Origin of the sequence: Kocuria turfanensis, assembly GCF_001580365.1 — a bacterium.
In the GTDB taxonomy this organism is placed as follows: Bacteria; Actinomycetota; Actinomycetes; order Actinomycetales; family Micrococcaceae; genus Kocuria; species Kocuria turfanensis.
The window spans coordinates 2,733,766-2,760,762 of sequence record NZ_CP014480.1 but is presented as its reverse complement, the minus strand read 5'-3'; the positions used below and the strand labels follow the sequence as shown (position 1 = coordinate 2,760,762).

Sequence of the window (26,997 nt, the reverse complement as noted above, 5' to 3'; positions counted from 1 at the left end):
TGGCCGGCCGTACGGAGGTCCTGCTGCGCCCGGACGGGGCGGACCGCCGGACGGGCGGGAACGAGAAATCCGACAACCGAGAAAGCATACACGAGCCGGCCGGGACGCGCAGGGAACCACGGCCCCTCCGCCCGGAAGCGCCGGGCGGGCGGCGTCGGGATGGCCAATACCGGCGGTCTCGCCTACCGTGGAGGCAGGTCGAGCACACGGCCTTTCCCCGTGGCGGCTGCACACCAGGAGATCCCGGACCGCCGTCCCTGCGCCCTCGTCCCGCGCGCCCCCGCCGGTGGCTCCTCCGGACCACCCGTCCTTCCCCGATGAACGGGTCGACGGACCGGGCACCGCCGCTTTCTCTGCACTGCGACCCTCACCGTGACCATCACCGCGTCCCCTCGGGCCGCCACCCGCGCATCGGGTGCGGCCCCCTCTCCACACATCTGCACCGCACTTCCCGCGAAGGACATCACCATGAGCGCACCCACCACCGTGACCCAGCACAGCCACAGCTCCGCTCCGTCCCCGCACGACCGGCCCTGCTCCTGCCTGGGCCCGGACGAGGAGTTCCCGGCCGCCCTGGCCGCCCTGAGCATGGACGAGCTGCAGGTGCTGCACTCCCGGATCTGCCGCCAGCTCGACCGGGAGTACCTCAGCGCACCGGACGGCCCCCACCCCTGCACCACCGACCGGCTCCAGGAGGTCGTGCACGAGCTCGACGCCCGCGACGCGGCCTGAGCCCCCCGCTCCGTCCGCCCCGCAAGGGGCGGGGCGGACGGGTCAGCGGACGGGCACCGGGGCCGCCACCGGGTTCTCCAGCGTCCCGGCGTACTGCAGGGACGCGGCCTGGTCCGTGAGGTCGACCATCTGCAGGGTGTTGAGCAGCTGCAGCCGGTTGAGGCAGGAGTGCTCGAAGCGGGGCGCGAAGAGCGGCACCCGTCCCGCGCCGGCCGGGTCGGCTTCGGCCACCTCGTGGAGGCACCGTGCCGCCAGCTCCCAGAAGGCGCCGGCCGCCAGCAGCCCGTCGGCCTCGAGCAGGCCCGCCAGGTGGCGCAGCACGCCGTCGAACACGTCGGTGTGCACGGACAGGGCCGCCGTCGCGGGGTCCACGACGTGCCGGATCCGGTCGAGGCCCTCCGGCAGGGGACGGTCGGTGACCACGGCGACCTCCTCACCGATGTCCTTCATGATCGCCCGCCGCGGGACGTGCTCGTGCAGCACGAGGACCACGTTCTCGCCGTGGGGCATGAACACGAGGTCGTGGGCGAGCAGGCACCGGGCGACCGGGGCGAGGTAGGCGTCCAGCAGCCGCCGGACCCACTCCTCGGCGCTCAGCCCGGAGGCCCGCACGTGCACGGAGACCAGCGGGGTGCCCAGGGCGTCCACGTGCAGCAGGGACGCGAGGGTCGCCAGCCGCTCCCCCGGCCCGGTGCGCCCCACGGGGCTCTCCCGCCACAGCGCCGCCAGCATCTTGGTGTGCGGGCCCTCCTCGCCGTGGCCCGAGGCGGCCGCGCGGTGGTAGGCGTCCCCGGTGTAGCCGATCGCGGCGACCTCCCGCAGGACCGAGAACCCGGCCCCGGCCAGCACCGGATCGGCGGCCACGAGCTCGGCCACCCAGTCGTTGATCGCGGGGGTGTCGCGCATGTACCGGGGGGAGAGCCCGCGCAGGAAGCCCATGTTCTGCACGGCCAGGGCCGTCTTCACGTAGTGCCGCTCCGGGCGGGTCGTGTTGAAGAAGGTGCGCACCGACTGCTGGGCGCGGTGCTCGTCGCCGCCCTCCCCCAGCAGCACGAGGTCCCGGCGGGCGAGGTCGGGGGCGAAGGTCACCGTGACGCGGTGCTCCCACTGGTGCGGGTGCACCGGCAGGAAGCGGTAGTCCCGCGGGTCCAGGCCCAGCCCGGTCAGCCGGGCCCGGAAGCGCGCGCGGGTCCCGGGGTCCAGCTCCGCGGCGTACAGGGCGTCCTCGTCGAGGCCGCGCCCGGTGTCCAGGCGGCTGAGCGAGCGGCGCGCGGCCACCCACACCAGGCGCACCGGCCGGGCCGCCTCGGGGGCGTACCGGTCGTGCTCGGTGACGCCCAGGCCGATCCGCCCGTTGTTGGCCACGAAGCCGGGGTGCCCCTCGGTCATGGCGGCCTCGACCTCCTGGAAGCCGGCGCCCGCCAGCGCCGTCGCCGGGCGGGTGCGGTGCACCAGCTTGTAGGCCGCGGAGGCGAGGGTGCTCGCGATCTCCTCGAGGTAGGTGGCCAGCAGGTGCGCGGGGATGCCCAGCTGCGGGGCGAACTCGGTGACCAGGGCCTGGGCGTCGGGCTCGGCGGCGGCGCCGGCCACCGTGCGGCGCAGCGAGCCCTCGTCGAGCAGCCAGTGCTCCAGCGCGGTGCGCCGCGCCCGGAACCGGTAGCGGGCGGCCCCGGCCCGGACCTCGAAGACGCCCTCGCCGACCGGTTCGGGGTGCACCAGCCGCTCGTGGGCGAACTCGGCCAGGGCCTTGCAGCACAGGTGGCGGTGGGCGACGCGCATCGGGTGCAGGCCCAGGTGGCCGGCCGCGGCGGGGCCGGCGGGGCCGGCGGCGGCCGGGACCGGGCGGGCGGTGTCCCCCAGCTCCGAGGCCTCGAACTGCTTCCGGGTGCAGGTGCTGAGCAGCGCCGTCTTGTCCGGCAGCGGCAGGGGCCCGTGGACCTCGAAGCCCGCCCGGGCGTTGAGCCGGTGCACGGCCTCGTTGCGGACGTCGGGCTCGACGACGACGCGCCGGGTCCCGGGCCGCTCGAACAGCCCGCGCAGCGTGGCGGCCATCAGGGCGGCGCTCGTGCCGGGCACCGGGGTCCGGGCCGGGGCGAGGAGCAGGTGCATCCCCACGTCGCCGGCGCGGTGTGCGTAGCGGCCGGCGAGCAGCACCTCGGCGGGGTCGTAGGTCTCCACGACGCCCAGCGGGACCCCGTCCAGGCGGGCCAGCCGGGCCTCGCAGCGGGGGTGGGCCGCGACGGCCTCGAAGGCGCGGCGGACGGTGGCGGGGTCGGCGTCGAGCAGGCCCCAGAAGCGGGACCGGGGGTGGGTCAGCCACGCGTGGAGCAGCTCCACGGTGGGCCCGTCCAGCGCCAGCGGCTCGAGGGTGAGGACGCCGCCGGGGGTGGCGAAGCGCTCGGCGGGGGCGGGGTGCGGGGTGCTCATGCGGTCTCCTGGGGAATGCCGAAGGTCTGGAAGGCGATGGCGGGCTCTACCGGATAGACCTCCCGGCCCGTCACGGCCCGGAGGATCACGCTGTTGCGGTAGGCGCCCATGCCGAGATCGGGGGCGGTCAGGCCGTGGGTGTGCACCTCGGCGTTCTGCACCCAGATCCGGCGGCGCTCCCGGTCGATCGCGTAGTCGCGGGAGACGTCGTAGCGCCCGGCGGCGTCCCAGGCGATCTCCTCGCGCACCGGGTCCAGGAAGGCCGGGACCTCGGCGCGGTAGCCGGTGGCGAGCACCAGGGCGCCGGTGGTGTGCCGCCAGCAGCGCTCGAGCTCGTCGTCGCGCAGCGCCAGTTCCACCGTCCCGGCCGAGGCGTCCCACCGGGCGCCGGTCAGGGAGGTGTTCGTGGTGAGCAGCCCCGCCGGGTGCCCGTGCACCGAGCGGCGGTAGAGCAGGTCGTGGATCTCGTTCACCAGCTCCGCGCTGATGCCCTTGTAGAGCGTCGTGTGCTCGCGGTTGAGCCGGTCCCGCCGGTGCCGGTCGAGGCCGTGGAAGTGGTCGACGTACTCGGGGGAGGTCATCTCGAGGGTGAGCTTGGTGTACTCCATGGGGAAGAACCGCGGGGAGCGGGTGATCCAGTCGACCCGGGGGCCGTCCGCCCCGGCGCGCTCGAGCAGGTCCCGGTAGACCTCCGCGGCGGACTGGCCGCTGCCGAGCACGGTCACGCTCTCCCGCCCCAGCAGCTCCTCGCGCCGGGGCAGGTAGTCGCTGGTGTGCAGGACCGGACCGGTCCCGGGCTCGACGCCGGCGGGCACCCACGGCACGGTGCCCACGCCGAGGACCAGGCGCCGGGTCCGCCACTGCTCCGTCCCGGTCCGGGTGCGGGCGGTGACCGTGTACGCGTCCGCGGCGGCGTCGCGCTCGACGGCGACGACCTCGCGGCCCCAGTGCAGGCTCTCCAGCTGCTCGCTCGCCCACCGGCAGTAGGCGCTGTACTCGGCGCGCAGCGGGTTGAAGTCCTCGCGGATGTAGAAGGGGTAGAGCCGCCCGGTCCGCTTGAGGTAGTGCAGGAAGGACCAGGGGGAGGTCGGGTCGGCCAGCGTGACCAGGTCGGCGAGGAACGGGACCTGGATGGTGGCGTCCTCGAGCATCAGCCCGGGGTGCCAGTCGAAGCCCTCGCGGGCGTCGAGGAACACCGCGTCGAGGTCCTCCAGCGGCGCCGCGAGGCAGGCCAGGCCCAGGTTGAAGGGGCCGATCCCGATGCCCAGCAGGTCGTGCACGTGCTCGGTCGCGGTGGCCATCAGCGCGCCCCCGCCGCGGCGGCCAGCGGCGCGGTGTCCCGCGCGGCGGCGCGGACCAGGTCGAGCACCCGCTCGACGTCCGCGGCGGTGGTCACCGGGTTGAGGAACGTGAACTTCAGGCAGCGGCGGCCGCCGACGACGGTCGAGGCCACGACCGCGCGCCCCGAGTCGAACAGCGCGGCCCGGACCGGCTCGACGAGACGCTCCGCCGCGTCGTCGTCGGTGCCCGGGGGCCGGTGCCGGAACAGGACGGTGGAGAGCACCGGCCGGGCCACGAGCTCCATGTCGGGGGCGTCCGCCACGACCCGGCCGGCCTCCTGCGCGAGGTCCAGGACCCGGTCCAGGGTCCGGCCGAGCTCCGGGGCCCCGACGGTGCGCAGCGTCATCCACAGCTTGAGCGCGTCGAAGCGCCGGGTGGTCTGCAGGGACTTGTCCACCAGGTTGGGCCGCACCGCGTGGCGGGGGTTGAGGTACTCGGCGCTCCAGGTCGAGAAGCGCAGGTCCCGCCCCCGGGCCAGCAGCAGCGCGGAGGCGGCCACCGGCTGGAACCAGGACTTGTGGAAGTCCACGGTCACGGAGTCGGCCCGCTCGATCCCGTCCAGCAGGTGCCGCCGGGTGGGCGAGACGAGCAGGCCCCCGCCGTAGGCGGCGTCCACGTGCAGCCACACGTCGTGCGCCCGGCACAGGTCCGCGACCGCCGGCAGCGGGTCGATCACGCCGAGGTCCGTGCTCCCGGCGGTGGCCACGACGGCGGCGACCTCGTCGCCGGCCGCCGTGACCTCGTGCAGGGCCCGTTCGAGGGCGACCGGGTCCAGCGCCCCGTCCCGGCCGGCCGGCACGGGGACGACCGCGTCCGCGGGCAGCCCGAGCAGGTGGGCGGCCCGGTCCACGCTGAAGTGCGCGTGCTCGCCCGCCACGATCCGCAGCCGGCCGAGGCGCTCCTGCCGCGGGGCCGCGTGCGGGCGGGACAGCCGCTGCTCGCGGGCGGTGAAGAGGGCCTGGAGGTTGGACTGGGTGCCCCCGGTGGTGAACACCCCGTCCGGCTCCCCCGCCGCGGGGAAGCCGATCCGGGCGGTGGTCCAGTCCACGAGCCGCTGCTCCACCAGGGTCGCGGTGGTGGACTGGTCCCACGTCTCGACCGCGGTGTTCACGGCCGCGGTGAGGGCCTCGGCGGCCACGGCGGGGATGGCCACCGGGCAGTTGAGGTGAGCCATGTAGCCGGGGTCGTGGAAGTGCACCGCGTGGTCGAGGTAGAGCCGGCGCGTCTCCTCGAGCACGGCGGCGACGTCCCCGAGGGGGCGGTCGAGGTCGACGCGCGCGACGAGGTCCTCGAGCTCGGCGGGCGTGGCGGCGGAGCGGGGGCGCTCCGTGCCGGCCAGGTGGATAGCCACCGCGTCGACGGTGCCGTGCAGGGCACTGGCGTACTGGGCCGGGGTCCGGCGGGTGAACAGGAAGTCGTTCATGGGCTCCTCGCAGGGGGGATCGATGGGGCCGGGGGCACGCCTCGGGGTGAGGCAAGCCTTACCTAACCACATCGGCACCGCGATTACATCATGCCCGTGTTGCGTATTCGCCGTCGCCCATCCTAGGGTGATCCCTGTCCGGTGGTTAGGCAAACCTTCCCTAACCGCATTCGCACCGACGGCGCCGCCGTCGTCCGTCGAAAGGGTGGCCGTGGCCCCTCTCCTTCCCCGCGCTCCGCGCCCGCTGTCCTCCGCCCGCCGCGCCCTCACCCCGGCCGCCCTGCTGGCCACCGGGGCCCTGCTGCTCACCGGGTGCTCGACCGGAACGGCGGGCGGGGAGTCCGACGGTGGGTCCACCGCCGCGGCCGGGACCACCGGCGAGTTCCCCCGCACCGTCACCCACGAGTTCGGCGAGACCACGATCGAGGAGGCCCCCGAGCGCGTGGCCACGGTGTCCTGGGTCAACCACGACGTGGCGACCGCCCTCGGCGTGGTCCCGGTCGGGGTGCCCGCCCTGGACTTCGGCGCCAACGAGAACGGGTCCACGGACTGGTTCGACGCCGCCCTCGAGGAGTCCGGCGCCGAGGCCCCGGAGACCTACTCCGAGACGGACGGCATCAACTTCGAGGCGATCGCCGCACTCGAGCCGGACGTCATCCTGGGCGCCTACTCCGGGCTGACGCAGGAGGACTACGACAAGCTCTCGGAGATCGCCCCCGTCATCGGCTTCCCCGAGGACGCCGTGGCCTACGGGACGTCCTGGCAGGACTCCACGGAGCTCATCGGCCAGGCCCTGGGCCGGGAGGAGCGGGCCGCCGAGGTCGTGGCGGACGTCGAGCAGCAGATCGCGGACGCCGCCGCCGAGTACCCGGAGCTGGAGGGCACCTCCTTCGTCTACGGCACGCTCGACCCGTCCGCGGCCGACCAGATCTTCGCCTACACCGCGGTGGACAACCGCCCCAAGTTCCTCCAGTCCCTGGGCATGGTCCAGTCCGAGGCGGTCGAGGAGGCCGCCCGGGGCAAGGAGGACGAGTTCTACGTCACCTGGTCCCCGGAGCGGGCCGACGAGCTGACCTCGGACGTCTTCGTGAGCTGGGCCGAGGACGAGGGCGTGCGCGAGGCCATCGAGAACGACCCCCTGCTCAGCCGCGTCCCCGCGGTGGCCGACGGCGCCCTGGTGCTCCAGAGCGACCAGCAGGAGGTGCTCTCGGTCTCGGCGGCCTCCCCGCTGAGCATCCCGTGGGCGCTCGAGAACGTGCTGCCGGACATCGCCGAGGCCGCGGCCTCGGCCGGCGGTCAGTGAGCCCCCGGTCCCGGTGAGCAGCACCAGCACGGCACCCCCCGCCGCCCCCCGGGGCCCCGGCGCCGCCCAGCGGCGCCGGGGCCCCGCCCTGCTCGCCGCCCTCCTGCTGCTGGCGGTCTCCGCGGCGGCGTCCCTGTTCTGGGGCGCCCGCTCGGTGGATCCCGCCACGGTGGTCCAGGTGCTCGCCGGGCTGCCCGCCGCCCTGCTGGACGGCGGGTCCCAGCTCACCGCCGGGCTGGGCATCGACGCGGCCGTGGTGCAGAGCCGGATCCCGCGGACCCTCACCGCCGTGCTCGTCGGGGCGGCGCTGGCCGTGGCCGGCGCCGGCATGCAGGGCGTCAGCCGCAACCCCCTGGGCGACCCGGGACTGCTGGGCCTGACCGCCGGCGCCTCCTGCGCGGTGGTGCTGGGCCTCGGCTGGCTCGGCGTGGCGGCCACGTGGCAGCTGACCGCGCTCGCCCTCACCGGCTCGGCCGTGGCCGCCGTGCTCGTCTTCGGCTCCTCCCGGCTGGGCGGCGGGGCCCCCACCCCGGCGGGCCTGGTCCTCTCCGGCGCCGCGGTCAGCGCCGGCTTCACCGCGCTCACCACCTCCGTGGTGCTCAGCCAGCCCGCAGTGCTGGACCGCTTCCGGTTCTGGAGCATCGGCTCGGTCGCCCGCGCCGAGAGCACCGACCTCGCCGCCGTGGCCCCCCTCGTACTCCTCGGCGTGCTGCTGGTGCTGGGCGGCTCCTCCGGGCTCAACGCCATGGCCCTGGGCGACGAGCTCGCCCGCGGGCTCGGTGTGGACCTGGGCCTGCAGCGCGTGCTGGTCTTCGTGGGCGTGGTCCTGCTCTCGGGCTCCGCGACCGCCCTGGCCGGGCCCATCGCCTTCGTGGGCCTGCTCGTCCCCCACGCCGTGCGCCGCTTCCTGGGCGGCGACTACCGCTGGATCGTGCTGTTCAGCGCGGTGCTCGGGCCCGCGCTGCTGCTGCTGGCCGACGTCCTGGGGCGCGTGCTCACCCCGCCGCAGGAGATCCACGTGGGCATCACCACGGTGGTCCTCGGCGTGCCCGTGCTGCTGGCGCTGCTGCGCCGGGGACGGAGCGTGACCCTGTGACCGGCACCGCGCTCGCCCCCGCCCCCGCCGCCCCGGAGGACACCGGGGCCGCCGAGGCGCTGCGGGCGGTCCGCCGCACCCGCGCCCGCCGGACCCGCCGGGCGGTGGCCCTGCTCGCCCTCGCCCTGCTGGCGGCCCTGGCCGTGCGGGTGCTGCTGGGGCGCTACACCGTGACGATCCCCGACTTCTTCGCGATCCTCGCGGGCGAGCAGATCCCGGGGGCGAGCTTCATCGTCCTGCAGGAGAAGCTGCCGCGCGCGGTGCTGGGCGCCCTGGCCGGGACCGCCCTCGGCTGCTCCGGGGCGCTGTTCCGCCGGGTGCTGCGCAATCCGCTGGCCAGCCCCGACATCCTGGGCATCACCTACGGGGCCGCGGCGGGCGCCGTGGCGGGCACGGCGCTGTGGGGCCTGCGCGGCACCGCCGTGTCCTGGACGGCGCTGGCCGGGGCGCTGCTCGCCGCCGCCCTGATCGCCACCGCCTCGGTGCGCCTGCGCGGCGGGGGGATCGTGGGCGAACGGTTCCTGCTCGCCGGGATCGGCGTGGCCGCCCTGGCCCAGGCGGTCACCGCCGCCATGCTGACGCGGCTGGCCCTGAACTCCGCCCAGGACGCCGCGGTCTGGACCGCGGGGTCCCTGAGCGCGGCCACGTGGGAGCGGATCACCGTGCTCGGCGCCTGCCTGCTGCTGGCGGTGCCCGCGGCCGTGGCCGCGCACCGGGCCCTCGAGCCCGCCGAGCTCGGCCCCGAGCTCGCCGCGGGACTGGGCGCCCACCCGGGTCGCAGCCGGGCCCTCGCCCTGGGCCTGGGCGTGCTGCTCGCCGCCGCCGCGACGGCCGCCACCGGCCCGCTGGCCTTCGTGGCCCTGATGTCCACCCCGGTGGCCACCGCCCTGACCCGCGGCCGGACCTCGATCCTGGCCTGCGCCCTGGTGGGCGCGGTGGTCGTGGTGGTCGCCGACTCGCTGGGCTCGGACCTGCTGGCGGGCACGCAGCTGCCGGCCGGCGTGGTCACCGGGGCCGTGGGCGCGCCCGTGATGCTGTGGCTGCTCGTGCGGCAGCGGAGAGGAGGTACCGCGTGACACCCGACCTGCACGCCGTGGCGGACCCGGAGGCCGAGGCCCCGGCGTTCCGGATGCGCGGGCTGTCCCTGGGCTACGACGACCGCACCGTGGTGCGGGAGGTCGACCTGGACATCCCGCACGGCTGCACCACCGTGCTCATCGGCGCCAACGGATGCGGCAAGACGACGCTGCTCAAGGGCCTGTCCCGGCAGCTCAAGCCGCTGGCCGGGACCCTCGAGGCCGACGGCCGCGGGGTGCGCCAGTGGCACTCCCGCCAGTACGCCCGATCCGTCAGCCTCCTGCCGCAGTCCCCGGTGGTGCCGGAGGGGCTGACCGTCGCCGAGCTCGTGGAGCGCGGGCGGCATCCCCACCGCCGCTGGTGGGGCGCCCCCTCCCCCGACGACGACGCGGCCGTGGCGCGGGCCATGGAGCTCACCGAGCTCACCGCGCTCGCCGGGCGCCCGGTGGAGGAGCTCTCCGGCGGGCAGCGCCAGCGGGCCTGGATCGCCCTGACCCTGGCCCAGCAGGCCCGCACCATGCTGCTCGACGAGCCCACCTCCTACCTCGACCTGGCCCACCAGGTGGACCTGCTGGACATGCTGCGCGGGCTCGAGCACCCGGAGGGGCCGGGCCGGGCCACCGTGGTGGCCGTCCTGCACGAGCTCAACCTGGCCGCCCGCGTGGCCGACCGGCTCGTGGCGATGGCCGCGGGCCGGATCGTGGCCGTGGGCCCGCCGGCCGAGGTGCTCACCCCCGAGCTGCTGGCCGAGGTCTTCGGTCTGCGCGCCGACGTGGTGCCCGACCCCGTGGGCGGGCGCCCCGTCGTCCTGCCGCGCGGGCGGGCCCGGGAGGGCGCCCACCCCGCTCCGTCCACCGGGACCCCGGTCCCGACCCCCGCGGCGGGCACCCGCCCCGCCGCCGAGACCGTGAGGAACCTGTCGTGACCGTCACCAGCACCCCGGGGGCCGCCCCCGCCGCTCCCGTGCTCTGCGTCGAGGCCGCCGTGACGTCCGTGACGCCGCTGTGCCCGTCCTTCCGCCGCATCACCCTGGCGGGCCCGGAGCTCGCCGGCCTCTCCCCGGCCCTGCTCGGGGCCGGGGAGTCGACCCGGTGCCGGGACGCGTACATCAAGCTGCTCGTCCCGCCGCCCGGCCGGGCACCCGAGCGGGCGGACCTCTCCGTGGGCCTGCGCGAGGGCTGGTTCGCCCGCCCCGCCGAGGAGCGCGGCTGGATGCGCACCTACACCGTGCGCGGCGTCCGGCGCACCACCTTCTGCGGGATCGTGGTGCCGGAGCTGGTGATCGACGTCGTGGTGCACGACGGGCACGGCCAGGACGGGCCCGGCAGCCGGTGGGCGGCGGCCGCGGCCCCCGGCGAGCGCGTCTACCTGCTGGGCCCCGGCCCCCAGGAGCGGCCGTGGGCCGCCTGGGACCACGGCGGCGCGCGGCACGTGCTGGCCGTGGGGGACGAGACCGCGGCGCCGGCCCTGATGTCCGTGGCCGAGGAGTTCGCCGAGGAGTTCGCGGACGCGGCCGCCGCCGACGGGTCCCGCCCCCGCCTCGACGTGGTGCTGGAGGTGCCGCACCGCGACGACGTGGCGGCCCACCGGCTGGCCGCCGAGCTGCCCGACGTGCGCCTGCACGTCCTGCCCCGGGCCGGCCGGGGAGCCCCCGCGGGGCACGGGCACCGGGCCGCCGCGCGGCTCGCTGGCCTGCTGGGGCTGCCCGGCGGGGCCGTGGACGACGTCCTGGCGGGCCGGCGCCCGCAGCGCGGGGAGCACGCGCCGGTGCCGCTGCGGGTCGGCGAGCGGCCCGAGGAGCCCCGGGCGTGGTCGGTGGCGGCTCCCGGGCGCGCCGACGTCCCCTACGTCTTCCTGGCCGGGGAGTCCGGCACGGTCAAGGCGCTGCGCCGGCTGTGCGTGGACGCCGCGGGCATCCCCAAGGACAACGTCTCCTTCATGGGCTACTGGCGGCAGGGGCAGGCCGAGTCCTGAGCCCGCCCGCGCCGGGTCAGCCCTCCGCGGCGCGGGCCGTGACGCGCAGCACGGCGTCGTCGTCGCCGTTGGAGGTGGTCACCCACAGCGCGCCGTCCTCGTCGAGGGTCAGCGAGCGCAGCCGGCCGTAGTCGTTCTCCAGCTCCCGCATCCGCGTGGTGCCCGTGATCCCGGTGCCCTCCACCCGGTAGACCCCCACGCCGGTGTTCTTCAGCTCCGCCACGGCGAGGGCCCCGTCCCACGCCCCCCACTGCGGGCCCTCCAGGAAGGCGGCGCCGCTGACGGCCACGGTCGGGCGGCCGGAGGACCATGCGGCCTCGACCGCGTCCGGGAACTTCTCGAGGTCGGTCATCGGGGTGGACTCGTCGTAGCCGGGCACCGGGTCCCACCCGTAGTTGCCGCCGGGGCGCAGTTCGTTGATCTCGTCGTCGCGGCCGGGGCCGTGCTCCGCGGACCACAGGGTGCCCGTGCCCGGCTGCACCGCGAGGCCCTGCACGTTGCGGTGGCCCAGGGTGTACACGGCGGCGGCGCTGCCCTGCCGGTCGGCGAACGGGTTGTCGTCCGGGACCGTGCCGTCGGCGTGCAGCCGCAGCGTCTTGCCCCCGAGCGAGCCGGGGTCCTGCGGGTTCTCGCCCTGGGCCGCGTCCCCGGTGCCCACGCGCAGGGTGCCGTCCGGGGCGAAGCGCAGCCGGCAGCCGCTGTGCCGGCCGGAGCTGATGGGCAGCCCGTCGACCACCGTCCCGGTGCGCTCGGCCGCCCGGGCGGGCCCGTCGAGCCGCCAGCGGGTGACCCGGACGTCGCGCGGCCCGCCGTCCTCCGCCCGCGTCGCGTGGCACAGGAAGAACTCCCGGGTCCGGCCGAACTCCGGGGACACCGCCAGTCCCATCAGCCCCGCCTCGCTGCCCACGAACACGTCGTCCAGGTCGGCCGCGACCTCCCGGGTGCCCTGCGCGTCGTGGGCGAGCAGCCGGCCGCCGCGCTCCGTGACCAGGGCGGTGCCCTCCGGGGTCAGGGCCACGTCCCAGGGGTTGCTCAGCCCGTCGACGACGGTCTGCACCTCCAGCTCGGGCGCGGCGGCCGGGGCGCCCAGCTGCTCGCTCACGGGCCCGAGGCCGCCCGCGGCGCAGCCGGTCAACAGCAGCGCGGCGCACGCCGCAGCCGCTCCCGCCACGCCCCACGGCCGCGGCTCGTCCCGGTCCCCCATGGTGTGCCCCTCTCCACCGTCCAGCATCCTCCCCCCGGATCCCGCCCGGTACCCCGCGCAAGGTCACGTTCTGCTGGAAAAATCAAGTGCTGAACCGTGACCGGGGGCTCAGTAGGATGGGCCGGAGCCACCGGATCTTCCTGATTTCCCTGGTGGCTGGGCCGGTGCGGGGACGATCTCGCGCCGGCCCGCTCATGAGCCGGGCCGGCGCCCCGGCTCAGCAGGTCCTCTCCTGCGCCGGGAGCACGCCCTGGAGCAGGTAGCCGTTGACGACCTCGTCCACGCAGAGGTTGCCCCGCAGGTAGGAGCCGTGCCCCTCCCCTTCCCGGGTGAGCAGGTGCCCGCCCTCCAGCTGCGCGGCGAGCGCCCGGGACCAGGCGTAGGGCGTGGCCGGGTCCCCCGTGCCGCCGACCACGAGGACGGGACCGGCCCCGGCCCCGTCGACCGGCGCCGGCGGGGAGACCGGCTCGTAGGGCCAGACCCCGCAGGTGACCTCGTCGTGGCTGAAGCGGTCCCCGAGCGTGGGCGCGACCTCCTGCAGCCGCGCGTCCAGGGCCGCCATGGCCGCGGGGCTGTCGTCCACGGGGTAGTCCAGGCAGTTCACGGCCGCGTTCGCCTCGTCGGCGTTGGTGTACGTCCCGTCGGGGTTGCGCCCGTACGCCGCGTCGGCCAGGAACATCAGCGCCGTCCCGTCCCCGTGGTCCAGGGCCCGCTCCAGCGCCTGGCCGAGGAGCCACCAGATCCGCTCCTCGTAGAGCGGGGTGTAGATGCCGGCGAACGCGTCGTCCGCGGTCAGCGGCCGGCCGTCGGCGGTGGGCAGCGGCTGCGTCTCGAGGCGTTCCAGCAGGGCGTCGATCTGCGCCACGGCCTCGTCCACGGTGCCCTCGAGCGGGCAGCCGTCCTGCGGCAGGCAGGAGGCGGCGAAGACCCGCAGGGACCGCTCGAACGCGGCGGCCTGCTGGACCGTCATCTCCGCGATGCCCAGGGCCGGGTCGACCGCGGCGTCCAGGACGAACCGGCCGGTGCGCTCCGGGAACAGCTCGGTGTAGGCGGCCCCGAGCTGGGTGCCGTAGGAGTAGCCCAGGTAGTTCAGCTGCTCGTCCCCCAGCGCCGCGCGCAGCAGGTCCAGGTCCCGGGCGGCGCTGTCGGTGTCGACCTCCCCCAGGAGCGGACCGGTGGTGGCGGCGCAGGCGGCGGCGAACTGCTCGGCGCGCGCGATGCGCTCGGCCAGCCCCTCCGGGGTGTCCGGGTCGACCGGGGCGGCGCGCCAGGCGTCGATCGTGGGCCCGTCCACGCACTCCACCGCCGTGGAGGCGCCCACGCCCCGGGGGTCGAAGCCCACGACGTCGTAGGCGGCGCGCACGCTCGGGTCCAGGCCGGCCGCCCAGCCCTCGATCCCCGCGGTGCCGGAGCCGCCCGGGCCGCCGAAGTTGACGAGCAGCGAGCCCTGCCGCGCGGCGGCGCCGGTGCTCGCCACCCGGACGAGGGCGAGGTCGATCTCCCCGGCGGCCGGGTCGGCGTGGTCCAGCGGGGCGCGCACCGTGGCGCACTCGGCGGCCACCCCGCACGGGGTCCACACGATCTCCTGGGCGTAGAACTGCTCGAGCCCGGGAGGGGCCGGGGCGGTGACCACGGGCGCGGTGCCCGGGACCGCGCCGGCCTCGGTGGCCGGGGCGGCCACGAGGAGGACGGTGAGGGCGAGCGCGGCGGCGCCCCCGCGGGCCCGTGCGCGGCGGAACCGCCGTGCACGGGTGCGGGGTGGAGCGGGAATGGCGGTGGGCTGGCAACGGTGCACGGCACATCACGTCCTCGGGACGGGTGACCGGGATGCGGATCGGGATCGCGCGACGGCGCGGGCCGACCGGTGCCCACCGGTCTCGCGGCCGCCCGGACGACCGGGCGTCCCGGTGCGCCGCCGTGTCCGAGCGCTCGCGACCAACTGTGCGGTGACGAGGGGCTTCAGGGTAGATGCGCCGCGCGGCGGGGGTCAACGATGTGTCGGCGCCGCCCCCGGCGTCCCCGGGTCCGCGACGGGAGGCGACGCGGCCGGGGGCAGCGCGGCGGGGGGCCCGCCCACGGCGCAGTGCGTCGGCGCGACCGCCGCCCGCGGCGGAGCCGGCCGGCCGACCGGGGGCCCCGCGCGGGCGGCGGCCTGCTCCGCGGGGGTCCGGACCAGCAGCGCCGACAGCAGCCCGCCCACGACCAGCGCCCCGGCGCAGACCCGGGTGATCAGCACGAACGCGTCGCGCACCCGCTCGGGTTCGGCGAGGCCGCCGTCGCCGAGCCCGCCGAGCAGCGGCAGCGCCGCGACGGCGAGCAGGCCACCGGTGCGGGCGACGGCGTTGTTCACCCCGCTGGCCAGCCCCGCCTGCTCCTCGGGCAGGGCCGCGAGGACGGTGGCGGTCAGCGGCGTGACGATCAGGGTCAGTCCGGCCCCGAACACGGTCGTGGGCACGAGGACGTCGAGCACGTAGTCGGCGCCGGGCCCGACGCGGCCCAGCAGGGCCACGCCGAGCCCGGCGACCAGGGGCCCGAGCGTCATCAGGGGCCGGGGGCCGGTCCGGCTCATGAGGGCGCCGACGGGCGCCGAGAACACCAGCATGAGCAGGGTGACGGGCAGCAGGGACAGCCCGGCCGCGAGCGGGGAGAACCCCGCGCCGACCTGCAGGGCGACGACGAGGGCGAAGAACACCGCCCCCAGGGCCGCGTAGACCAGCAGCGTGATGACGTTCACGACCACGAACAGGCGCACCCGGAGCACCGCGGGCGGCAGGACCGGGGCGCGCGAGCGCCGCTCCCACAGGAGGAACCCGGCCAGCAGCACCAGGCCCCCCGTGAGCAGGCCGAGCGGAACGGGGGCGCCGGGGCCCGCCTCGGCCGCCGCGGTGAGCCCGTAGGTCAGCGAGCCGAGGGCCAGCACCAGCAGCGCGGAGCCGGGCACGTCCGGTCGTGCGGCCGCCCCGGGGTCCCGTGACTCGGGCACGCAGCGCAGGCTGATGACGACGACGGCCAGCGCGAGCGGCAGGTTGATCAGGAACACCCAGCGCCAGCTCACGGCCTGCACCAGCCATCCGCCGAGGAACGGCCCGACCGCCGCGGCGACCCCTGTGAGACCCGACCAGGCGCCGATCGCGCGGGCCCGGTCCTCGGGCGCGAACGAGGCCTGCAGGATCGCGAGGCCGGCCGGCGTCAGCAGCGCCCCGCCCACGCCCTGCGCGGCCCGGGCGAGCACGAGGACCGTGGTGTCCGGGGCCAGTCCGCACAGCACGGACGCCGCGGCGAAGACCGTCACCCCGATGAGGAAGATCCGGCGCCGGCCGTACCGGTCCCCCAGCGCGCCGCCCAGGAGCACGAACGCGGCCAGCGTCAGGGCGTAGGCGTTGACGACCCAGGTCAGCCCGGCCGTGCCCGCCCCGAGGTCGGCCCCGAGGGAGGGCAGGGCGATGTTGACGACCGTCGCGTCGAGGAAGGACAGCGCCGAGCCGAGAACCGTCGCGGTGAGCACCCACCGGGCGCGGGGCTGCCCCCAGGTCAGCGGCGCCGCCGGCCCGCCGGCCGGACCGGGAGCGGCGCGCGCGGAGAAGTCGTTCATCGCGGCAGGACCCGGTGGTTCCCGGTGGGCGTCACCGGTGGATGTGCCGGCGCCAGTCGGCGGGAACGGCCCCCGCCGGGCCGGGGACCGGCTGGTCCTCCGGGCGGTGCTGCGGCGGGGCGAGATCGGGGCCCTCCACGAAGGTGCCGGTGGCGTAGTCCCACCACCAGGACTCCCCCGGCTCGAAGCTGCGCACGTACCGGTGGCCCGTCCGCCGGTGGTGGGCGGTGGCGTGCTGGGCCGGGGAGGTGTCGCAGCACCCGATGTGCCCGCACCGGGCGCACCGGCGCAGGTGCACCCACCAGCCCCCGTCCGCCAGGCACTCGGCGCACCCGGTCCCGCTCGGACCGGCGCCCACGTCGATGTCGTCCTCGGCCATGCCGACCACCCCCGCGTCGCGGGCCGCCGCGCCGCGCGGCGCCCGGCACCACTGTCCCACGGCGGCGGAGCCTCGACCAGCCCTGGATTTCCCGACGGGACGGCCGCACACTGGGCCGAGGAGGACGCCATGGACCACGTCGCTTTCCCCGAGATGCCCTACGAGCCCTGGCGGGAGACCCGGGAGACCGTCCACCGGTTCCTGCAGGTGGTCGGCAAGGTGCGGCTGGCGGCCGCGCCCCGCCGCAACCACTGGTGGAACGTGCCGTTCCACGTCACCGGTCGCGGACTGACCACCCGGCCGATGGGCCGCGACCCGGTCTTCGCGATCGACCTCGACCTGCTCGACCACCGCCTGGACCTCAGCACCGCCACGGGCCTGCGGCACTCCTTCGCCCTCCCGGGGCTGTCCGTGGCGGCGTTCCACGCCCGCCTGCTGCACGCCCTCCGAGCCGCCGGGGTGGAGGTCACCATCGCCGACCCCCGGCCCTTCGACCTGCCCGACTCCGGGCGCCCGTTCGCCGAGGACACCGAGCACGCCGCCTACGACCCCGCCGCCGTGACCCGGTACTGGCAGGTGCTGGGCCAGGTGAACCTGCTGCTCGAGCGGTTCGCCGGCGAGTGGTCCGGCAAGACCAGTCCCGTCCACCACTTCTGGCACACGTTCGACATCGCGGTGACCCGCTTCGCCGACACGGCCGTGGACGTCCCGCCCGGCGCGGACCCGGTGACCGGCGAGGCGTACTCGCGGGAGGTCATCAGCTCCGGGTTCTGGTTCGGCGACGACGCCTTCCCCGAGCCGGCCTTCTACTCCTACACCGCCCCGGAGCCGGACGGGCTGGCCGCCGAGCCGCTGCGGCCGGACACGGCGCGTTGGACCGAGCGCGGCGGGAGCCACCTGGCGGTCCTGCGCTACGACGACGTCCGGGAACTGGCCGACCCGCACGGCGCCGTCCTCGAGTTCTGGGACAGCGCCTACCGGGCCGGGGCGCGCCGCAGCGCCTGGGACTTCTTCCACTACGACTGCCCGGGCGGGGTCACGGACCCCCGCGTCTGAGGGGCGGAGCCGGCGGCGCTCAGCCGCTCTGCTGGGCCTGGCGCCGCGGGTCGAAGAACTTCCCGAGCACCACGGTGTCCTGCACGGCGTAGCCGAGCCGCTCGTAGAAGTCCCGCGTGCCCGCGTTGCCGGTGCGCACCATCAGCTGCATCTTCGGGATGCCGCGCCCGGCCACCCACTGCTCGCACGCGGCCATCAGCGCCCGGCCCAGGCCTCTCCCCCGGTGGGAGGGCCGCACGGCCACGTAGTACACCCAGCCCCGGTGCCCGTCGTGGCCGACCATCGCGGTGCCCACGAGCCCGTCCTCCTCGACGGCGGCCAGCACCGTGGACGAGGGCCCCGCCAGGGCCCGGGCCAGGTCCGCCCGCGGGTCGTTCCACGGACGGGTCAGCCCCGCGTCCTCCCACAGGGCCACGGCGTCCTCGCACAGGTGCTCGGGCAGTCGGTCCACGATCATGCGGCCTCCTTCGACCGGCCCATGCTCTCACGTGTCGCCGCGCCGGGCGGGCGTTCTCGCCCTGCGATAACACGTCTGGCCCGCGGTGGTGATCTGACTCACACTCGGTGGTGACACCCGGCAGCGCCGACGAGGAGGAGACCCATGGTCTATCCCGCGAAGTACTCCGCCCTGAACGCCCTCGCCCTGACGGACGAGGCGAAGCGCACCCTGACGCGGATCGTGCGGGTCGCGTTCCCGCACCCGCAGCTCCCGGACGGCCCGTACGAACGGATGACCGAGAAGATCGTGGCCGAGGCCGAGAACTCCACCTGGTTCCGGATGGCCCTGACCCAGGGGCTGCTGACCCTCGACTCGCTCAGCGACGAGCCGTTCGTGGACCTCCCCGACGAGGCCGCCCTGAACGTGCTCAAGCGGATCGCCGACCTCGAGTTCTTCGGGTTCGTCCGCCGCACCACCGTGCTGCACTTCTACGACGACCACGAGGTGTGGGAGGCCCTGGGCTACGAGGGCGAGTCCTTCTCGAAGGGCGGCTACCTGCACCGCGGCTTCGACGACCTCGACTGGCTGCCCGACCCGCGCGTCGAGGAGTCCGAGGAGGAGCTGCCCGAGTGCGGCCGCCTCGGCTACCCGGTGGTGACCGCCGCCCCCAAGGAGGGGTGGAACCTGGACCAGCAGGGCGCCTCCGAGACCACCGAACAGCCCTTCAGCGACCTCTTCAAGGGGTCGGACGTCGTCGAGCCGGGAGAGACCGCATGACCACCACGCCCCAGGACCAGCAGCAGCCCTCCGCCCGGATCGCGCTGGACGACGACTCCGCCGTCGTCGTCATCGGCTCCGGCGCCGGCGGAGGAACACTGGCCCACGAGCTGACCGAGAAGGGCATCAAGGTGGTCCTGCTGGAGGCCGGGCCGCACCTGACCAGCGAGGACTGGGTCAACGACGAGTGGGAGGCCTTCCACCAGATGGCCTGGCTGGACCCCCGGACCACCACGGGGTCCTGGCGGATCGCCCGGGACTTCCCCAACCTCCCGGCGTGGCTGGTCAAGGCCGTCGGCGGGACCACCACGCACTGGTCGGGGGCCACGCCGCGGTTCAAGGCCCACGAGTTCCGCACGCGCAGCGTCTACGGGCGCGTGGACGGCGCCAACCTGCTGGACTGGCCGATCACGCTCGAGGACCTGGCCCCGTACTACGACCGCGCCGAGCGGAAGATCGGCAGCACCCACCGCCACGGCCGTCCCCCGCTGCCCGCGAACAACAACTACAAGGTGCTCGCGGCGGGCGCGCAGAAGCTCGGCTACCGGCACTACGCGACCGGCCCGTACGGGACCAACGCGGAACCGTACGACGGGCGCCCGGCCTCCATCCAGGACGGGTTCAACTTCCAGGGCGACAAGAACCGGTCCAAGTGGTCCACGCTCGTCTCGGAGATCCCCAAGGCCCTGCGCACCGGCCACCTCGACCTGCGCCCGCAGTGCCACGCCGTGCAGATCACCCACACGGAGAAGGGCCTCGTGGACAGCGTGGTCTACGTGGACGGGGACGGCCAGGTGCAGCGGCAGCGGGCACGGCTCGTGGCCGTGGCGTGCAACGCGATCGAGACGCCGCGGCTGCTGATGCTCTCGGCGTCCCCCCTGTTCCCGGACGGGCTCGCCAACTCGTCGGGGCAGCTGGGCCGCAACTACATGCGCCACACCACCGGATCGGTCTACGCGCAGTTCGACCGCCCGGTGCGCATGTACCGGGGCGAGACGATGGCCGGGATCGTCGCCGACGAGTCCCGGCACGACGTGGACCGGGGGTTCGCCGGCGGCTACTACATGGAGACGATCTCCCTGGGGCCGGCCTTCCTGGCCAGCTTCGGGGACCCCGGCGCGTGGGGACCGGACTTCACCGCCCTGCTCGACGGCTACGAGCACACCGCCGGGATGTGGGTGGTGGGCGAGGACATGCCGCAGGAGACCAACCGGGTGACCCTCAACACCACGGTGACCGACCACCTGGGCCTGCCCGTGCCCAACGTGCACTTCGACGACCACCCGAACGACGTGGCGATGCGCAACCACGGCTACCAGCAGGGCTCCCTGCTCTACGAGTCCGTGGGCGCGGTGTCCACGCACCGCACCCCGCCGTACCCGGCGACGCACAACATGGGCACGGCGCGGATGAGCGAGCGCCCCGAGGACGGGGTGACCAACGCGTTCGGCCAGACCCACGACGTGCCGAACCTGTTCGTCTCCGACGGCTCGCTGTTCACCACCGGGGCGGCGGCGAACCCCACGCTGACGATCGTGGCGCTGGCCACCCGCCAGGCCGACTACATCGCCGAGCAGCTGGCGGGCCGGCACCTGTAGGGCCCGCCCCGCGGCGGAGGACCGCTCAGTCGGCCCGGCGGGCGACCGGGCAGTCCTCCGCCGCGCGCAGGGCCCGGCCCACCCGGTCGGCGGCGTCCCGGAGCACCGGGGCGATCGCCCGGTGCCGCCGCTCGAAGTCCGGCGGCCGCAGGGACACCGCCACGGAGCCGAGGGTGCGGCCCGCGGCGTCGAGCACGGGCGCGGCCAGGCAGGAGGCTCCGGGCACGAACTCCTCCCGCTCCACCGCGATGCCCTCGGCGCGCACCCGCCGGAGCTCCCGGAGCAGGGCCTCCGCCGTGCGCAGCGTCCGGTCCGTCAGGCCGGGCATGCCGTGGCGCTGGAGGTACTCCGCCACCTCGTCGCGGTCCATCCGGGAGAGCAGGATCTTGCCGAAGGCCGTCGCGTGGGCCGCGTCGGTGAACCCGAAGTCCAGGGGGTCGAGCCGTGGCCGGCGCGGGGAGTCGACCACGTGCGCCACCACGATGGCGTCCCCGCGGTACACCGCGAAGTAGGCGGCGGCGTCGGCCGTGGCGTGCAGGTCGCGGACCGCGCGCCGGACCGTGCCGGGCGTGCCGACCTGCTGGCGCAGGGACGTGTCGAGGGCGTGCACCTTGTAGCCCAGCCCGTAGCGCCGCTGGTCCTTGAGGTGGACCACGTGCTCGGAGGCCACGAGCGTCTGCAGCAGCCGGTAGACCGAGGGCAGCGGGATCCCGAGCGCGGCGCTGATGTCCTTGGCCGTCGCGCCCCGGGGTCCCGCGCCACGACGTCGAGCAGCGCGAAGGCCTTCTGGACGGAGGCCATGCCGGCGCCACGTGTGGTCATGCCTCATATTGTGGCGGTCGGCGTTGCACGTGCCAATGGCCCGGGAGCGCCGCTCCCGGGCCACGGACGGTCCACCGGACGTGCCCCCCGGCGTCCTCGGCGGACCTCCCGGTGCACGCCTCGGCGCACGTCTCGGCGCCGACTCACTCGACGGTGATCTCGCCCATCCGGTTCCAGCCCTGGGCGGAGATCGTCTCGCTGATGATCTGCGGGGTCTCCACGAGCGCCTGCGGTGCCTCCGCCGTGAACTTCCGGAAGTGCTCGCTGTTCACGTGCGGCCCGGCGGCGTCGTCCTGGAAGGCCTCGACGAGCACGAACTCGTCCGGGTCGTCCACGCTGCGGGACCAGTCGAACCACAGGTTGCCCGGCTCCTGGCGGGTGGCCTCCGTGAAGTCCCTCGAGAAGTCGATCCAGCGCTCCGACCACTCCGGCTTCACCTTGAACTTGACGACGATGAAGATCATCCCTGCTCCCTTCTCGGCGGACGCCCCGGGCGCGGGTCCCGGTGCTCTCCTGGTCAGTGTCGCGGTCCGCGGCCCGGCCCGCCAAGGCAGGTTATCGCGGACCGATAACCCCGGGGCGCCCCAGGCCCGCCCGCGCCCGGCGGCTCCGGCGCGGACCCCGGGGCCGGGCGGCAGGAGGCGCCGCCCGGGTGAGATCATGGGCCCATGAGCCACAACCTCACCACCGCACTCGTGGACGACCTGCGGGCACGCATCGTCGACGGGCGCATCGCCCCCGGCGAGCGCCTGCCCAGCGAGAGCAGCCTGATCACCGAGCACGGGGTGAGCCGGACGGTGGTCCGGGAGGCCGTCGCCCGGCTCCAGGCCGAGGGCCTCGTGCACACGCGGCGGGGCAGCGGCAGCTTCGCCCTCACCCCGCCGGCCGCGCCCGCCGGGTCCGGGCGGCCCGTGCGGACGCTCCGCGACCGCCGCAGCCTGCTCGCCTTCCGCACCGGGGTGGAGTCCGAGGCCGCGGCGCTGGCCGCCACGGCCCGCGACGAGCAGCAGCTCGCCCGGATGGAGCAGGCGCTGCTGCGCACGGAGCAGGACGCGGACCACCCGGCCGCCGCCCTGGAGCACGACTTCGAGTTCCACCGGACCGTGGCCGAGGCCAGTCACAACCCCTACTACGTCGACGCCCTGACCGGCCTGGGTCCCGCCATGATCACCATGCCGCCGCGGCGGCTCGACGGCGCCGCCGGGACCGGCGGCCGCACCGCCCGGGTCCTGGCCGAGCACCGGGCGGTGCTGGACGCCATCCGGGCCGGTGACCCGCTGGCGGCGTCGGCCGCCATGCGCGTGCACCTGGCGAACTCGCTGTGGCGCCTGGAGGCCGAGGCGGGCAGCCCCCTGAGCCGCACGGCCGTCCCGGTCGAGGACTGAGCCGGGGATGCGCGAGATCGAGGTGGTCGCCGGCACAGCGGTGTCGCCGGTGCAGATGCTGCGGGCCCTGCGGGACCAGCCCGGGCTGGTGGCCCTGTTCGGGGACTGGGACGGCGGGGACAGCCTGATCGGCTTCCGGCCCGTGCACGTGCTGGCCCCGGAGGAGGACCCGTTCGCCGCCCTGGACACGGTGCCCCCGCTCGCCGATCCGGACACGGTGCCCCTGCCCGCCGCCCCGGGCGCGGTGTCCCCGCTCGCCGATCCGGACACGGTGCCCCTGCCCGCCGCCCCGGGCGCGGTGTCCCCGCTCGCCGATCCGGACACGGTGCCCCTGCCCGCCGCCCCGGGCGCGGTGTCCCCGCTCGCCGATCCGGACACGGTGCCCCTGCCCGCCGCCCCGGGCGCGGTGTCCCCGCTCGCCGATCCGGACACGGTGCCCCTGCCCGCCGCCCCGGGCGCGGTGTCCCCGGGGCCGGCCGGGGCGACGGCGGACGGGCCCGGCGCCGCGGCGGCCGGCCCGGGCTGGATCGGGTACCTCGGCTACCAGCTGTCCCGGCGGCTGGAGCGCCTCCCCGCACCCCCGCCGCGCCCGGCTCGGCTGCCGGAGCACCACCTGGGCTTCTACGACCACGTGCTGCGCCGGCGGGCCGGCCGCGGGGACTGGGTGCTCGAGCGGTGGCCCGGGGCCGATCCGGCCCGGACGGCCGCGGCCCGCGGGATCGTGCGGGACGCCCTGGCGGGCCCGAGCGGCCCGGAGGCCTACCGGTGCGAGCCCTTCCGCACGGACGCCTCCGCGGCCGAGCACGCCGCCGCCGTGACCGCGGCGCTCGGTCACATCCGCGACGGTGACATCTTCCAGGCCAACATCTGCCGCGGCCTCGAGGCCGGCTTCGAGGGCGACCCCCTGGACCTCTTCTGCGCCGGGCACGAACGGCTGGCCCCGCGCTTCGCGGCCTTCCTGCGGCTGCCCGGCGGCGCCGTGGCCAGCCTGTCGCCGGAGCTGTTCCTGCGCCGCACCGGACGCGCCGTGCTGAGCTCCCCCATCAAGGGCACCGCGCCGGCCGTCACCGACCCGGCGGAGCTGCACGCCTCGGCGAAGAACCGCGCCGAGAACGTCATGATCGTGGACCTGATGCGCAACGACCTCTCCCGGGCGTGCGTGCCCGGGTCCGTGCGGGCCCCGGCCGCGCCCCGGGTCGAGCCGCACACCGGGGTGCACCACCTCGTGGCGGACGTGCGGGGCCGGCTGCGTCCGGGCCTCGGCGACGGCGACCTGCTGCGGGCCACGTTCCCGCCCGGCTCCTGCACGGGCGCCCCCAAGATCCGGGCCATGGAGATCATCAACGCGCTCGAACCGGCCGGCCGCGAGGTCTACACGGGCGCCGTCGGCTGCGCCGGCCCGGGCGGCCTGGTGCTCAACGTGGCGATCCGCACGTTCGAGTTCACCGGGGACCGGGTCCGGCTCGGCGTGGGCGGCGGGATCGTGGCCGACTCGGACCCCGCCGACGAGGCCCACGAGACCCTCGTCAAGGCGGTGCCCCTGCTCGACGCCGTCGGGGCTGAACTGGACACCGCCCTGCGGCAGGACTGGGACCTCCACGGCGCGCCGGTCCCGGCCGCGCCGCCCGCCCCGGACATCCCCTCCGCGCTGCCGGCCGCGGCCCCCGCCCCGGACGTCCGCTCCGCGGTCTCGAGCTCCGCAGTCCCGGCCTCCGCCGCGCTGACCGTGCTGCCGGGCCCGTCCGCGCCGCCGGCCCCGCTGTTCGAGCTGCCGGCCCGGGTCCCGTTGCGCGCCGAGGGCGTGTTCACCACTCTGCTCGTGGAGGAGGGCGAACCCGTCCAGCTCGACGCCCATCTGCGCCGCCTCGGCGCCAGCTGCCTCGCCTGCTGCGGCACGGAGCTGCCACGGAGCGTCCGCGAGGAGGTGCTGGAGCACGCCGCCGGGCTGCCCGGCCCCCACCGGCTGCGGATCACGGCGGCCCCCACCCCGGGAGGCGCCCTGGACGTGCGGGTGACGGCCACGGCGCTGCCGCCGGGACCGGTGCCCCCGTGGCGGCTGGTCCCCGTGCGGCTGCCCGGTGGCCTGGGCGCGCACAAGTGGGCGGACCGGCGGGCGCTCGCCCACGAGCCCGAGCCCGGGCTGTGGTCGCGCAGCTGCGACCCGCTGCTGGTGGACGCCGACGGCACGGTCCTGGAGACCGGTCGCGCCAACCTCTTCGCGGTGCTCGACGGCACCGTGGTCACCCCGCCCGCGGACGGCCGCATCCTGCCCGGGGTGGTGCGGGCCCGCGCACTGGAGGCGCTGCGCCGATCGGGGCGCCCGGTCGAGGAGCGGCCGCTGCGGCTCGAGGAGCTCGCCGCGGCCACGGAGGTGTTCGTGACCAACTCGGTGGCCGGCGCCCACCCCGTCGGCTCCGTGGACGGCCTGGCCCGGTGGCACCCGGGCCCGGTGGTCCGCTCCCTGGCCCTCACCCTCCGCCGAGGTTGCGGGTGACGGCGACCCAGCACGGGTAGGTCGTCGTCACCCGCAAGCTCGGTGCGGGGGTGCAGGGAGGGGTGCGGGTCAGAAGACGATCGTCTGGCGGTCGTGGCGGACGACCCGGTCCTGGCAGTGCCACAGCACCGCGCGGGCGAGCACCTGCCGTTCCACGTCGGCGCCGCGCCGGGCGAGGTCCTGGGCGGTGTCCCGGTGGGAGACGCGCACCACGTCCTGCTCGATGATCGGGCCCTCGTCGAGGTTCTCGGTGACGTAGTGGGCCGTGGCACCGATGATCTTCACGCCGCGCTCCTTGGCCTTGCGGTAGGGCTCGGCGCCCACGAAGGCGGGCAGGAACGAGTGGTGGATGTTGATCACGGGCACGCCCACGGCCTCGAGGAACGGTGAGGAGAGGATCTGCATGTAGCGGGCCAGCACCACGAGGTCGACGTTGCCCTCCAGCATCCGCAGGTGCTCCGCCTCGGCGGCGGCCTTGTCCTCGGTGGGCACGTGGAAGAAGGGGATGCCGAAGCCCCGCACGTCCTGCGCCAGGTCCGGATGGTTGGAGACGACCATCGAGATCGTCACGGGCAGCTGGCCGCGGCGCTGGCGCCAGATGAGGTCCAGCAGGCAGTGGTCGGACCGCGAGGCGAAGACCGCCACCCGCCGCGGCACCGAGAGGTCCGTGAACCGCCAGTGCAGGTTGAAGCCGCCCGTGAGGGCCGCGGCGAGGTCCTGCTCGAGCACGGGCCGCAGCGCCGGGTAGTCGGGCAGGTGGAAGACCGTGCGCTGGAAGAACGCCCCGCCCTCGGGGTCGTCGGAGTGCTGGTCCAGTGCCACGATGTTCGCCCCGTGCCGGGCCAGCACGGAGGTCACGACGGCGACGATGCCGGGCTGGTCCCGGCCGTGCACCACGAGGCTGGCGTGGTCGGGGCGGAGCACGGACTGCTGCGCGGGCCTCATGACGCCACCCGCTCCCCGCCGAACTGCCGGACCCAGCCGGCCGTGGCCCCCAGTCCGCCGAAGGTGTAGAAGTGCAGCCGCACCGGCCCGTGGACCCCGGCGTCGTGGCCCGCGGCGAGGTCCTGCAGGAAACGGTCGGGGCCCGCGGTGCCCAGCAGGTGCGTGAGGGAGAAGCCGTACTTCTGCGCGATCCCCGCCGAGGTGGCCACGCCGAAGCGGCGGGCGTGGCCGAGCAGCCGGCGAACCCCCGCCGGGCCCGGCACGCCGATCCGCACCGGGGCGTCGATCCCGCGGCGGCGCGCCTCGGCCACCCACGACAGCACCGGGGCGGTGTCGAAGCCGAACTGGGTGATCACCGTGGCCTCGAGGCCCTGCTCGCGCAGGGCGGTCGTCTTGGCCGCCAGGGCCGACCACAGGACGTCGTCGTCGACGGCGGGGTGGCCCTCCGGATAGCCGCCGATGCCCACGCCGCGCACGCCGTGGCGCTGGAGGGCCCCGCTGCGGATGACCGCGAGGGCGTCCTCGTAGGGCCCCTGCGGAGTTCCGGGGTCACCGCCCACCACGAGCACCTGCTCGGCGGCGCCGGCCTCGGCGAGGTCCGCGAGGAAGGCGTCGAGCTCGCCCGGGGAGCGCAGCCGCCGCGCCGAGACGTGGGGGACCGGTACGAACCCGTGCTCGCGCACGGCCCGGGCGGCGGCCACGCGCAGCGCCGGGTCCTCGTGCCCCAGGAAGGTGACGTTGATCCGGGTGCCCGGAGGGATCCCCGGGGCCGCCTCGTGCAGGGCGGTCACGTCCCGGCCCGTCATCTCCAGCGAGAAGTCCGTGAGCATCTCCACGGCGGCCGGACTCCCGGTGGGCGTGCTGATCGGCATGGGTCCCGTCCTCTCCACGGCGCCGGACCGGCCGGGCGCCGTGCACGGGCGTCCGCGCACC

23 protein-coding genes are annotated in these 26,997 nt (G+C 75.9%); 11 read left to right on the top strand and 12 right to left on the bottom strand.

Going from position 1 to position 26,997, the window contains the following annotated elements:
- Nucleotides 1-468 precede the first annotated feature (468 nt).
- Nucleotides 469-732 (top strand): hypothetical protein, encoded by a 264-nt coding sequence (locus AYX06_RS12670; RefSeq protein WP_062736077.1) that lies wholly within the window; start codon nt 469-471, stop codon nt 730-732.
- A gap of 42 nt (nt 733-774) precedes the next feature.
- On the opposite strand, the gene AYX06_RS12665 is transcribed toward AYX06_RS12670, so the two are convergent.
- From AYX06_RS12665 to AYX06_RS12655, 3 genes are read right to left on the bottom strand one after another with little or no spacing between them, the layout of a single operon-like run.
- A complete protein-coding gene (locus tag AYX06_RS12665) occupies nt 775-3,159 on the bottom strand; it encodes a GNAT family N-acetyltransferase (RefSeq protein WP_062736076.1) in 2,385 nt (794 codons plus the stop codon).
- Nucleotides 3,156-4,460, bottom strand: coding sequence for a lysine N(6)-hydroxylase/L-ornithine N(5)-oxygenase family protein (locus AYX06_RS12660; RefSeq protein WP_062736075.1), 1,305 nt, complete (start codon nt 4,458-4,460; stop codon nt 3,156-3,158). Before AYX06_RS12660 ends, AYX06_RS12665 begins: the two co-directional genes overlap by 4 nt.
- Nucleotides 4,460-5,923, bottom strand: a complete 1,464-nt coding sequence (locus AYX06_RS12655) for a pyridoxal phosphate-dependent decarboxylase family protein (RefSeq protein WP_062736074.1) — start codon at nt 5,921-5,923, stop codon at nt 4,460-4,462. The genes AYX06_RS12660 and AYX06_RS12655 overlap by 1 nt, the downstream gene beginning before the upstream one ends.
- A 211-nt stretch (nt 5,924-6,134) precedes the next feature.
- Here AYX06_RS12655 and AYX06_RS12650 point away from each other — a divergent pair, with 211 nt between their 5' ends.
- Genes AYX06_RS12650 through AYX06_RS12630 form a run of 5 tightly spaced genes read left to right on the top strand, consistent with a single transcriptional unit; the run spans nt 6,135 to nt 11,373 of the window.
- Nucleotides 6,135-7,226, top strand: a complete 1,092-nt coding sequence (locus AYX06_RS12650; RefSeq protein WP_084271768.1) for an iron-siderophore ABC transporter substrate-binding protein — start codon at nt 6,135-6,137, stop codon at nt 7,224-7,226.
- 13 nt (nt 7,227-7,239) lie between these two features.
- A complete protein-coding gene (locus AYX06_RS12645) occupies nt 7,240-8,322 on the top strand; it encodes a FecCD family ABC transporter permease (protein WP_062736072.1) in 1,083 nt (360 codons plus the stop codon).
- Complete coding sequence (locus tag AYX06_RS12640; RefSeq protein WP_062736071.1) at nt 8,319-9,398, top strand: FecCD family ABC transporter permease; 1,080 nt, start codon at nt 8,319-8,321, stop codon at nt 9,396-9,398. Before AYX06_RS12645 ends, AYX06_RS12640 begins: the two co-directional genes overlap by 4 nt.
- A gap of 53 nt (nt 9,399-9,451) precedes the next feature.
- A complete protein-coding gene (locus AYX06_RS12635; protein ID WP_084271767.1) occupies nt 9,452-10,324 on the top strand; it encodes an ABC transporter ATP-binding protein in 873 nt (290 codons plus the stop codon).
- A complete protein-coding gene (locus AYX06_RS12630; RefSeq protein ID WP_062736070.1) occupies nt 10,321-11,373 on the top strand; it encodes a siderophore-interacting protein in 1,053 nt (350 codons plus the stop codon). Before AYX06_RS12635 ends, AYX06_RS12630 begins: the two co-directional genes overlap by 4 nt.
- A gap of 16 nt (nt 11,374-11,389) precedes the next feature.
- On the opposite strand, the gene AYX06_RS12625 is transcribed toward AYX06_RS12630, so the two are convergent.
- The 4 genes from AYX06_RS12625 to AYX06_RS12610 form a co-directional block, all read right to left on the bottom strand.
- Entirely contained in the window at nt 11,390-12,577 is a 1,188-nt protein-coding gene (locus tag AYX06_RS12625; RefSeq protein WP_084271614.1) for a PQQ-dependent sugar dehydrogenase, read from the bottom strand.
- A 217-nt stretch (nt 12,578-12,794) separates the two neighbouring features.
- Complete coding sequence (locus tag AYX06_RS12620; RefSeq protein ID WP_062736069.1) at nt 12,795-14,372, bottom strand: alpha/beta hydrolase; 1,578 nt, start codon at nt 14,370-14,372, stop codon at nt 12,795-12,797.
- Between the two features lie 192 nt (nt 14,373-14,564).
- On the bottom strand, nt 14,565-16,169 hold the full coding sequence (locus tag AYX06_RS12615) for an MFS transporter (protein WP_084271613.1): 1,605 nt from the start codon (nt 16,167-16,169) through the stop codon (nt 14,565-14,567).
- Nucleotides 16,170-16,200: 31 nt separating this feature from the next.
- The gene (locus tag AYX06_RS12610; RefSeq protein ID WP_062737050.1) at nt 16,201-16,548 is read right to left on the bottom strand and encodes a UBP-type zinc finger domain-containing protein; all 348 of its coding nucleotides are present in this window, start codon (nt 16,546-16,548) and stop codon (nt 16,201-16,203) included.
- Between the two features lie 129 nt (nt 16,549-16,677).
- Between AYX06_RS12610 and AYX06_RS12605 the strand changes: the two genes are divergently transcribed.
- On the top strand, nt 16,678-17,604 hold the full coding sequence (locus AYX06_RS12605; protein ID WP_062736068.1) for a DUF5996 family protein: 927 nt from the start codon (nt 16,678-16,680) through the stop codon (nt 17,602-17,604).
- 19 nt (nt 17,605-17,623) lie between these two features.
- On the opposite strand, the gene AYX06_RS12600 is transcribed toward AYX06_RS12605, so the two are convergent.
- Nucleotides 17,624-18,061: a GNAT family acetyltransferase gene (locus AYX06_RS12600; RefSeq protein ID WP_062736067.1), complete on the bottom strand. Its 438-nt coding sequence runs from the start codon at nt 18,059-18,061 to the stop codon at nt 17,624-17,626.
- Nucleotides 18,062-18,205: 144 nt separating this feature from the next.
- On the opposite strand from AYX06_RS12600, the gene AYX06_RS12595 reads away from it, so the two are divergent.
- Complete coding sequence (locus AYX06_RS12595; protein WP_062736066.1) at nt 18,206-18,820, top strand: hypothetical protein; 615 nt, start codon at nt 18,206-18,208, stop codon at nt 18,818-18,820.
- A complete protein-coding gene (locus tag AYX06_RS12590) occupies nt 18,817-20,418 on the top strand; it encodes a GMC family oxidoreductase (RefSeq protein WP_062736065.1) in 1,602 nt (533 codons plus the stop codon). Before AYX06_RS12595 ends, AYX06_RS12590 begins: the two co-directional genes overlap by 4 nt.
- Nucleotides 20,419-20,443: 25 nt before the next feature.
- Here AYX06_RS12590 and AYX06_RS12585 read toward each other — a convergent pair whose 3' ends face one another.
- The gene (locus AYX06_RS12585) at nt 20,444-21,247 is read right to left on the bottom strand and encodes an IclR family transcriptional regulator (protein WP_232319306.1); all 804 of its coding nucleotides are present in this window, start codon (nt 21,245-21,247) and stop codon (nt 20,444-20,446) included.
- A gap of 136 nt (nt 21,248-21,383) precedes the next feature.
- Entirely contained in the window at nt 21,384-21,704 is a 321-nt protein-coding gene (locus AYX06_RS12580; protein WP_062736063.1) for a putative quinol monooxygenase, read from the bottom strand.
- A gap of 204 nt (nt 21,705-21,908) precedes the next feature.
- Between AYX06_RS12580 and AYX06_RS12575 the strand changes: the two genes are divergently transcribed.
- Both AYX06_RS12575 and AYX06_RS20540 read left to right on the top strand, forming a co-directional pair.
- Complete coding sequence (locus AYX06_RS12575; protein WP_062736062.1) at nt 21,909-22,625, top strand: FadR/GntR family transcriptional regulator; 717 nt, start codon at nt 21,909-21,911, stop codon at nt 22,623-22,625.
- A 7-nt stretch (nt 22,626-22,632) separates the two neighbouring features.
- Nucleotides 22,633-25,119 (top strand): bifunctional anthranilate synthase component I family protein/class IV aminotransferase, encoded by a 2,487-nt coding sequence (locus AYX06_RS20540; protein WP_232319305.1) that lies wholly within the window; start codon nt 22,633-22,635, stop codon nt 25,117-25,119.
- Between the two features lie 69 nt (nt 25,120-25,188).
- Here AYX06_RS20540 and purU read toward each other — a convergent pair whose 3' ends face one another.
- Both purU and AYX06_RS12560 read right to left on the bottom strand, forming a co-directional pair.
- Complete coding sequence (gene purU / locus AYX06_RS12565; RefSeq protein ID WP_062736061.1) at nt 25,189-26,064, bottom strand: formyltetrahydrofolate deformylase; 876 nt, start codon at nt 26,062-26,064, stop codon at nt 25,189-25,191.
- Complete coding sequence (locus tag AYX06_RS12560) at nt 26,061-26,936, bottom strand: methylenetetrahydrofolate reductase (protein ID WP_062736060.1); 876 nt, start codon at nt 26,934-26,936, stop codon at nt 26,061-26,063. The genes purU and AYX06_RS12560 overlap by 4 nt, the downstream gene beginning before the upstream one ends.
- Nucleotides 26,937-26,997 lie beyond the last annotated feature (61 nt).

Coding starts and splice junctions, on each gene's coding strand:
- AYX06_RS12670 (WP_062736077.1), top strand. CDS start 469: ATGAGCGCACCCACCACCGTGACCCAGCACAGCCACAGCTCCGCTCCG.
- AYX06_RS12665 (WP_062736076.1), bottom strand. CDS start 3,159: ATGAGCACCCCGCACCCCGCCCCCGCCGAGCGCTTCGCCACCCCCGGC.
- AYX06_RS12660 (WP_062736075.1), bottom strand. CDS start 4,460: ATGGCCACCGCGACCGAGCACGTGCACGACCTGCTGGGCATCGGGATC.
- AYX06_RS12655 (WP_062736074.1), bottom strand. CDS start 5,923: ATGAACGACTTCCTGTTCACCCGCCGGACCCCGGCCCAGTACGCCAGT.
- AYX06_RS12635 (WP_084271767.1), top strand. CDS start 9,452: ATGCGCGGGCTGTCCCTGGGCTACGACGACCGCACCGTGGTGCGGGAG.
- AYX06_RS12625 (WP_084271614.1), bottom strand. CDS start 12,577: ATGGGGGACCGGGACGAGCCGCGGCCGTGGGGCGTGGCGGGAGCGGCT.
- AYX06_RS12615 (WP_084271613.1), bottom strand. CDS start 16,169: ATGAACGACTTCTCCGCGCGCGCCGCTCCCGGTCCGGCCGGCGGGCCG.
- AYX06_RS12610 (WP_062737050.1), bottom strand. CDS start 16,548: ATGGCCGAGGACGACATCGACGTGGGCGCCGGTCCGAGCGGGACCGGG.
- AYX06_RS12605 (WP_062736068.1), top strand. CDS start 16,678: ATGGACCACGTCGCTTTCCCCGAGATGCCCTACGAGCCCTGGCGGGAG.
- AYX06_RS12600 (WP_062736067.1), bottom strand. CDS start 18,061: ATGATCGTGGACCGACTGCCCGAGCACCTGTGCGAGGACGCCGTGGCC.
- AYX06_RS12595 (WP_062736066.1), top strand. CDS start 18,206: ATGGTCTATCCCGCGAAGTACTCCGCCCTGAACGCCCTCGCCCTGACG.
- AYX06_RS12590 (WP_062736065.1), top strand. CDS start 18,817: ATGACCACCACGCCCCAGGACCAGCAGCAGCCCTCCGCCCGGATCGCG.
- AYX06_RS12585 (WP_232319306.1), bottom strand. CDS start 21,247: ATGAGGCATGACCACACGTGGCGCCGGCATGGCCTCCGTCCAGAAGGC.
- AYX06_RS12580 (WP_062736063.1), bottom strand. CDS start 21,704: ATGATCTTCATCGTCGTCAAGTTCAAGGTGAAGCCGGAGTGGTCGGAG.
- AYX06_RS12575 (WP_062736062.1), top strand. CDS start 21,909: ATGAGCCACAACCTCACCACCGCACTCGTGGACGACCTGCGGGCACGC.
- AYX06_RS20540 (WP_232319305.1), top strand. CDS start 22,633: ATGCGCGAGATCGAGGTGGTCGCCGGCACAGCGGTGTCGCCGGTGCAG.
- purU (WP_062736061.1), bottom strand. CDS start 26,064: ATGAGGCCCGCGCAGCAGTCCGTGCTCCGCCCCGACCACGCCAGCCTC.
- AYX06_RS12560 (WP_062736060.1), bottom strand. CDS start 26,936: ATGCCGATCAGCACGCCCACCGGGAGTCCGGCCGCCGTGGAGATGCTC.